7 protein-coding genes and 1 pseudogene are annotated in these 8376 nt (G+C 61.7%); 1 reads left to right on the forward strand and 7 read right to left on the reverse strand.

Annotation, left to right across the window (positions count from 1 at the left end):
- Positions 1–409 (forward strand): hypothetical protein (locus tag PO883_RS33230; protein ID WP_289313598.1); only part of this gene is annotated, 409 nt, incomplete at its 5' end.
- A gap of 54 nt (positions 410–463) precedes the next feature.
- Here the strand turns inward: PO883_RS33230 and PO883_RS33235 are convergent.
- The 7 genes and pseudogenes from PO883_RS33235 to PO883_RS33265 form a co-directional block, all read right to left on the reverse strand.
- A complete protein-coding gene (locus tag PO883_RS33235; protein ID WP_289313599.1) occupies positions 464–1639 on the reverse strand; it encodes a hypothetical protein in 1176 nt (391 codons plus the stop codon).
- 34 nt (positions 1640–1673) lie between these two features.
- On the reverse strand, positions 1674–2084 hold the full coding sequence (locus PO883_RS33240; protein WP_054267464.1) for a hypothetical protein: 411 nt from the start codon (positions 2082–2084) through the stop codon (positions 1674–1676).
- A gap of 272 nt (positions 2085–2356) precedes the next feature.
- Positions 2357–3094, reverse strand: a complete 738-nt coding sequence (locus tag PO883_RS33245) for a M949_RS01915 family surface polysaccharide biosynthesis protein (protein WP_373890132.1) — start codon at positions 3092–3094, stop codon at positions 2357–2359.
- A gap of 14 nt (positions 3095–3108) precedes the next feature.
- A complete protein-coding gene (locus PO883_RS33250; protein WP_289313601.1) occupies positions 3109–4011 on the reverse strand; it encodes a PAS domain-containing protein in 903 nt (300 codons plus the stop codon).
- On the reverse strand, positions 4008–7520 hold the full coding sequence (locus PO883_RS33255; RefSeq protein WP_289313602.1) for a chemotaxis protein CheB: 3513 nt from the start codon (positions 7518–7520) through the stop codon (positions 4008–4010). The genes PO883_RS33250 and PO883_RS33255 overlap by 4 nt, the downstream gene beginning before the upstream one ends.
- A gap of 63 nt (positions 7521–7583) precedes the next feature.
- Complete coding sequence (locus PO883_RS33260) at positions 7584–8006, reverse strand: hypothetical protein (RefSeq protein ID WP_289313603.1); 423 nt, start codon at positions 8004–8006, stop codon at positions 7584–7586.
- A gap of 150 nt (positions 8007–8156) precedes the next feature.
- A pseudogene (locus PO883_RS33265) lies at positions 8157–8376 on the reverse strand (hypothetical protein); the annotation flags it as partial.

Here is an 8376-nt window from a genome sequence, read left to right on the forward strand (position 1 = left end):
GGCCCGGCCTGACCAGCCCGCACGCGGCCTGATCGGCTACTTCATCAATGCGAGCATCCGCAACCAGTTCGAGTTCCTCAGCAGCGAGTGGAACCGGCGGTCGGATTTTGTGAAAGCCGCCACGGGGCCGGAAGGACCTGCCGCCGGCAATGCCGTGTACAACATCAGCGGCGAGGATGTTTTTCTCGGCGTGAACGATCCGGCGACGAGTTCGTTTACCCTGGCCGGCAAGGGGCCGAAAGGCAGCGCCAACCACACCTTGCGCGGTTTTTCGCGGCTGGTGACCACGCGCGGCGGCGTGTATTGCTTTTTCCCCAGCATCAAGGGATTGCTGTTCCTTGCGGCGTTGCAGGATCAGCCGGCGCGCCAGTCGCAACGAGTCGCAGCAAGCGAGAAGCCTGCAAGTTAACACGGCGACTGGCACTCCCGCGGTTGTGGGCAATCAGTCCCGGGAAGCGCGCATCTAGAAAATGCCCTGCAGAGAAACCGACATCAGTTTCGAGTCGCCGAAGAATGGGTAGCTATATTCGGACTTGTCCTTGCTGATATCGTACTGCAGTTTGAGTGTCGTATTCTTCGCGAAGTCCCAGCGCAGCGACACATATTGCGTATTTCTGCCTTCAATCGGGGCAGCGACTGTGCGATAACGCGACATCGACAGCGCTGGCGTGAAAGCACCATACTGATACCCGACGCTCGCCAGCGCGTATTTGTAAATGCCGTTCAAGCCCTTGGATGCATCGACCTGTTCGTAGCGGTCCACCTCTGTTTTCACCAGCCAGTTCTTGTAGTCCATATTGACGGACACGCCCATGATGCGGGTGCGTTGATCGTGAATGTTCAAGAGATAGTTGCGTACGCCATCCGCACTCTCCTGCCACAGCGAGTCCTTGTACGTCATGAGCATGGCGCGCACATCAAATACCCCATTGTTCGCGGCGAAGGTCGCGCCGACCATCCCTTTCCACGATTCGTGCGTCGGATCTGTCCAGTAAATCCGCGTGTCGTAAGCGTTGTTGCGCTGCGTATAGCTGCCGGTATAGACCTGTGCTGTCGCAGCCCAATCGGAGGCGCCCAATTGCGTGCGATAGCTGACATTGGCGCCGTTGTAGGCATAGATCGGCCACCCATAGACATCCGGCATCGGGCGCACCCATGGATAAGCGTAGCCAATGTACAAATAATCGCTGTAATAATAAAGCGGAATGCGGAAGCGCCCGGCCTGAAACGTCCATTTTGAGTCTGCGGAAGGCTGCCAGCTGGCATAGGCCCAGTCCACTGTGGGGCGCGATCCATGGTTGGGGTTATTTGCGCGCATGACCAATTGCGCAGTTGCTGCCAGGGTGGGCGAGAATTCCTTCTTGATTTGCACACCAAGCAGGGATTCCTGGTCGAGTTGCCAGCCTTTCGATTTTTCATAAACGGCTGCGTATTCCCAGGTCTGGATCGTGCAGGGGCATTTCCACTGCTGGTAAGTCCAGGGGGCGCTGCTGCCCAGCGCCGAGCCGCTGAGGACCTTGGCCGCGGTGAGCGTATAAAAGCCAGTGAGTTTCAGCGACCCATCACTGGTCAAATCGATGGCGGCGGCACTGCCGCCGACGAACATGGTCATGGCAAACACGAGTGGAATCTTGTTCATTGGGTCTCTCCGGTGGGGATAGGAGTTTGGCGGGTCAGGGAATCGTCGCGACGACCTTGACGGTGTCGTCCACCGCCGATTTTTCTATATACCCAATGGCGTTCACGCTCTCCGCCACCGCCTTTTTTACTTCCGCACTGGACTTGTACTCCTTGGGCGCCTTTGCCTTGCCCGTGAACGTCAGTTTGGACCAGATCGCCTGCACCTGGGCAGGTTCCTTTTCAAGCACTTTTTTATAGAACTCGGCACGAATAGGCGAAGACTCGGCCTGCTCGATTGGGGTGAACATGACAGAACCACCGAGAAAAAACTGGGCTGCCTGGGACGGGAACATGCGGGTGGCCGGGTTCTGGGGATTGACCACGATGACCAGTTCTGCCATGGCCGGGCTCGCTATAGCCAACAGCAGCGTCAGTGGAGCAAGGGAGAAGAGCGTTCGTTTCATCACGTTTCCTCATCAGCGCGAAACTGTCATCACCACATGCCTGACGCCGTTGGCGGCGCTCAGCTACGTGGTTCGCCAGAATCTGGTGTGCTGCCAGCGTATCACGTTGTATGCGCACGTGAAAGTGATTGGAGAGGCTGTGCCACCCCAACAACACGCTCGGCAGGGCCCCGGTCAGCGAGCTGAACCGGGAGCTTCGGGGATGGGCCGTGACTGTGTCAAGAGGCCACGCCTGGTCGATCGATGCACAATCAATGACCGCTCACGATGGCTCAGTCTTCGACGTAGACCTGGTCGCGCAGGGATGTCAAATGGGCCTTGAAGACCGCGTTTTCCTTGAGCGACAGGGCTTTGTCGAAGGTCATTTCGCCGCCGTAGGGGGCGCTGACCCTGGTATTTCTGAGCGTGGTGCCGCGCAGCGCCAGCTTTTGCTCGCCCTGGCGCAGGATAACCTTGAGCTCGTTCGCATCGACGCCACCTCCGCAAGACATTTTGTAGGGCACGGTCACTTCGGCCATGCCGTTCTTGTCCAGGTCGGTGACCGTAATGTATTCGGGAAAAAAATCCGCGCTTGAATCGAGTCCCGGGCAGTCCACGTGATCCTGGATGATCCAGGTTTGCGCCCAGGCCTTGTCCTTGTGGGTGTAGAGTGCGGCAAAAAGCGCGAACCGTTCCAGCGCGCCCGGCGTTGCCGTCGGGGCGGTCGACGGCCCGGAACGCGAGGTGACGACAAGCAGATGCTCGCCGGCACGGTCGACGATCCGTGCCGCCTTGACCAGGGTGCCTCTGAGGGGGATGCGTTCGGATGCCAGAAATCCGGGTGCGACCGGGATGGTTTGCAGCGCGCCCGCGACACCCGCGGCTTGCGGCGCAGCGGCGCCGGCGCCGGCCAAGGACAGGCACAGGCACAGCGCAAGGCACCAGGATCGGGTCGTTGCCGGCCGCTTGACCGTGCGCCCTTGCGTTCGTGCCTCAGGCCCGGACGGGCAAGAGGGGAAATGGCATCGCATGGCGGCGTACCGGTTCAATCATGGCGCGAAAAGCGCATAACGCAGCACTGCGCTCCGCTGCTGTCGCGCATGGTGCCGATATGCGCCGCCACCCTGTACGGCGCGCCGTCGCGGTGCTCGTTCCAGATGTCGCCGCTCCAGCTGCCTTTGAGGGCGAGGCCGTGCGCGATGTCCTCGTCCAGCCCGGGCGAACGGCTCTCGCAAAACAGCATGCGCCGATGCTGTCCGAGCACCTGGTCGGGTGCAAACCCGGTGAGCGCACTAAATGCATGGTTGACGTCCGTGATGACGCCATGCTGGTCGCTGAGGAACATGGCTTCGCTTGCCATGGTGAATGCGTCGGCCAGGCGCCGCGTCTGGCGCTCGCGGGCGCTGCGTTCGCTCACGTCGGCCAGGACGGCGCGGCACGTTTCGCCATCGTTGGCCAGGGTCGTGCTCATTTCCACCGTGCGGCGGGTTCCATCCCTGGCGACCAGGGTCACTTCGCAGTGCGCGTCGGACTGGGTGGCAAACAGCGACTTCAGACATGCCGCCACCCGGGGCCGGTCGGACTCGGCGACGAACACGCCGAGGCGCTTGTCGATCACACGGCTGCGCTCGCTACCGAGCAGACGGGCGCCCGCCAGATTGGTCTCGGTAATCGCCCCGCTACGGGTCAGCGTAAAGTAAGGCACGGGAGCAAAATCGTACAGTTCGGTGTAGCTGGCCAGGGCCGCCTCGATCCAGGCGCGCGCCGCTTCCAGCTGTTCGTTCTGTAATTCCAGTTCGACCTGGTACACCTGCAGTTCGTGCAGCAGCCGCTGCGGATTGTCGGCATGCGGCAGCGGCTGCGCGCCAGCCTGCGCCCTTCCCTGCTGGTTCAGGCGCAGTTCGGCGTCTTCCCTCAGTACATGTTGGGATAATTGTTCACGGCTCATGATTGTATTTTCCGATTGATGGCGGCATTTGAAACGGCCTGGCCTGGCCGGCCGGGGTGCTTGTCCATACCGCCTTCCAGCAACGCTTGCGCGTCCTGCAATATGTTTTCCAGCGCCGCGACTGCGCCGGCTTGCGAAGGTGCGATCGCACTGCCGCGCTGCAGCACGGACAGGGTTTGACGCAGGGTCTCCTCCATCCGCTTGCGCCCGGTGATATCTTCCTTGACCGAGATGAAGTAACCGGGCTCCGGCGAATACAGCGAGCAATTGATCCATTGCGCGCCATCCCTGGCGGACACTTCGAGCTGCTCCGGCTTGCCCGTGGTCGCCACCCGCGCGCAGGCGGCAAACAATTCCGGATTGAAGGGATAGATGCTGGTGGCCAGCTCCGACTGGCGCTTGCCGACGACGTCACGCAGCCCGGTCATTTCCATGAACTTGGGATTGACTTCAAGAACCAGAAAATCGCGCGCCACGCCATCGTCCAGGATCACCTGGTGACAGGCGACCGCGTTCAGCGAATGTTCCAGCAATTGCCGGAAACGCGACTCGGAGCGCTTTTGTTCCGTGATTTCCCATGCCATGCCCGACACGCCGACAATGGCGCCGTGATGGTCGCGCGCCGGCTCGGCATAAAAATCGTAGTAATGCGTGCTGCCGTGCAGGAGCGCCGTCGTTTCGGTGTGCACACTGAGGCCTTGTTCGAGCGCCTGGCGTTTCAGTTGGGTCAGGCGCGCGGCATCGTCGGGTGGCAACAGCTCGGCGTCGGTCTTGCCGATGGCGTCGCCGGAGCGCAGTTGCGGCTGCAAATTGTGCACCCAGGTATAGCGCAATTCTTGATCCTGGCTGAACACCGTCAGCGGCGCGTGTTCGATGGCAATCCGGAAGCGCTCGTCGCTGAGCCTGAGCGCACATTCCAGCGTTTTCGAGGTACTGATGTCGATAAAGGTGATCACCACCCCGTCGATGCGGTTGTCCTGGGTCCGGTACGGCATGATGCGCACGGTGAACCAGCGGCCGTCGAGCGCGCTGACCTGGACTTCGCGGAACACCAGCGAGTTCAGCACTTCGCGGGCATCCTCGGCCAGCGCGGGATAGTTCAGCGTGCTCACCAGATCGGTAATCGGACGGCCGGCATCGCCCGGGATCAGCTTGAAGATGCCGGTGATGCGATTGGTGAAGCGCCGGATGCACATCTGTTCATCGAGGAAAAGCGTGGCGATGTCCGTGCTGTTGAGCAGGTTTTTCATATCATCGCTGGCTTGCGACAATTCGTCGAGCTTGGCCGACAATTCATGATTGACCGTCTGCAACTCCTCGTTCATCGATTGCATTTCCTCCTTGGAGGTCGTCAATTCCTCGTTGGTGCTTTGCAATTCCTCATTCGTGCTTTGCAGCTCTTCATTGGTCGATTTCAATTCTTCCTGCGAGGTTTGCATCTCTTCGCGGGCGCGCTGCAACTCTCCGCGCGATTGCTGCATTTCCTGCGCCATGGCATCCATGCGCTCGGCCTCGGCGCCGTCCAGCTGGCCCTTGCGCGGTGTTTTTGCGCGCGCCGCCGGCTGGTCGGAAAACACGATCAGGACCATGCCGCGCAGCGGTGCCGGTTCCTGCAGGCTGTGGACTTCGACATTGACCATCAGCGCGCCGTCATTGCCACCCACGCGCAGCCCCTTGAGCACTTGGCTGCCCTGCTCGCGCACGACCCTGGCGAAGACTTCGTTCAAGGCCCCCGACAGCCCCTCGCGCGCCATGGCGAAGATATTCAGGTTGGCCTTGCCCACGGCCGGCTCCAGGTATTTCCCGGTCTTGCCGCTGATATAGATGATGTCGCCCTTGTCGGTCGTGAGCACCGCAGCCGGCGAAAAACGTTGCTGGAGCAAGGAATCGATCATGGTCTCTACGTTGGCACTACCCGGCTGGGCCGCACCGGCGGCGGGAACCGGCGCGGCCAGCCCTTTGCGGGAGCGGCCATAAATCGACGCGGGGAAATCGACCAGCTCCGTGCGCGGACTGCTTTCGCGGCGCTGATAGATGCGCGTCTTGCCTGGCCATGCGGCGAACAGGTCGCTGGCGGCGCCCACCGTTTCGGCGCTCCCCAGCACCAGCAAGCCGCCCGGCCTGAGACTGTAGTGAAACAGGGGCAGCAGCTTTTTCTGCAAGTCCGCTTCCAGGTAGATCAGCAGGTTGCGGCAGGTGAGCAGGTCGAGCTTGGTAAACGGTGGATCCATCACCAGGTTTTGCGGCGCGAAGGTGACCATATCGCGAATTTCCTTGCAGACGCGGAAACCGCCATTGTGCTGGATAAAATAGCGGCGCAGGCGGGCCTCGCTTACGTCGCTGGCGATGGTGCCCGGAAATTCGCCGGCGCGGGCGCGGCCGATCGCGTCGCTGTCGAGATCGGTCGCGAAGATTTGCAGGGTGAAGCGGGCCTCCGGCTTGAGGCGTTCGAGCGTGTCGCGGAAAGCGATGGCCAGCGAATACGCTTCTTCGCCGGTCGAACAGGCTGGCGTCCAGGCCCGCAAGGCGGCGCCTTGCGGGTGGGCCGCCAGCAGGGCGGGAAAGACGTCGGCCTCGATCTGTTCCCACACGGGCGTGTCGCGGAAGAAGCTGGTCACGCCGATCAGCAATTCCTTGAACAAGAGCTGGGCCTCGTGGGTATTGTCGCGTACGTAGCGCACGTAGTCGGCAATGCTGGCCAACTGGTGCAGCCCCATGCGCCGCTCGATGCGGCGGTAAAGGGTGCTTTTCTTGTAGAACGAGAAATCGTGCCCGCTTTGGGCGCGCAGGATCACGACGATCTTGTCGAGTGCGCTGCCGTCGGCGTCGGACAAGCTCAGTTCGGGCGGGCTGACCAGCAGCGGCGCGTGGCCCCGGTAGGCGAGGATGCGGCTGGCCAGTTCGTCGGCGGGCGCAATCACGTCGGCCAGGCCGGCCTCGATGGCGCTGCGCGGCATGCCGTCGAACTTGGCCGATTCCGGATCCTGGACGAACACCGCGCCCCCGCTTTCCTTGATCGCGCGCGCGCCCAGCGAGCCGTCCGCACCCATGCCGGAAAGGATCACGGCGATGCTGTTGGCTTGCTGGTCGGCCGCCAGCGAGCGCAGGAAATAGTCGATCGGCAAGCGCAGCCCGCGCGGCTCGACCGGTTCGAACAGGTGCAAGACACCGTGCAGGATGGACAAATCGCGGTTCGGCGGAATCACGTACATATGATTCGGCTCGACCCGCAGGCGGTCGCTGATCTCGACCACGGGCAGGGTGGTACCGCGCTGCAGTAGCTCGACCATCATGGCCTTGTGCTCGGGATCGAGGTGCTGCACGACGATAAACGCCATGCCGCTGGCGGCCGGCACGCCCGACAGGAACAATTCGAGCGCTTCCAGTCCGCCAGCGGAGGCGCCGATGCCGACGATAGCGGCGCCGGACTGGCGCGTGTCGAACGCGTGGGCCGGCGCCGTGCCGGACTGGCTGGCCTGCTTGCGCGGTGTCGTGCTGGTTTTTTTCATGAGAGCTTGGTGGATCGTGGGGAGTTGAACCGCGTCGCAAGCGGCGGCAAGCGCAGTGCCGTACTATACCATCGGGGCCGGCGGGCCAGTTTCGTTGTTCGCTCGGGCATCCTGCAGTTCGAGGAGCTTGCTCACGAACTCGCGCGCCAGCAGCTGGTACTTTTCATCGAGCAGGTGCAGGTCGGCGATCAGGGCCAGGTCCACGCAGGCCTCGCGGGTGGCTGGATGGCCTTGTTCACCATCCCCAAAGCCCAGCCATTCGGGCGAGACCAGCAGCCATGCGGCGATGGAACGCAGCTTGGCCTGGGTCGGGACGGTTTCTCCGCGCAGCCACTTGCGGGCCGCATCCACCGTGATCGATGCGCCGCGATGGCGCCGGTTGAATTCGCGCGCCAATGCGCTTGGGTTGTCCGACGGGAATCCGATATTGTCCAATCCCAGGCGCAAGCGCGCCCTGAAGGTATCGGGTTCCGGAGGCGAACGCATGGCGCATGTATTTCAAAGGATTACGATGGGGGATGATGTGGATCGATTCTATCAACATTCCGGACGATATTGCGTTTTGTCATCGACCTCTTTCCAGCTGGGCAGCGCAGGCGTGCTTGCTCCTGCCAGGTGTGAGCTTGACGCCGGGTCTCAATGTTCGATGTAGACCTTGTCGCGGATGAATTGCAAATGCGCTTTGAAGACGGCGTTTTCTTTCAGCGACAGCGATGCATCGAACACCATTTCTCCCCCATACGGCGAACCCTCCCTGGTACCGGTCAGCGTACGTCCGCGCATGGCAAATTTCTGGGTTCCCTGGCGCAGGATGACCTTGAGGTCGCTGGAATCGACGCCGCCGCTGCAAAACATT

Origin of the sequence: Massilia sp. DJPM01 (genome assembly GCF_030348125.1) — a bacterium.
In the GTDB taxonomy this organism is placed as follows: Bacteria; Pseudomonadota; Gammaproteobacteria; order Burkholderiales; family Burkholderiaceae_D; genus Telluria_A; species Telluria_A frigida.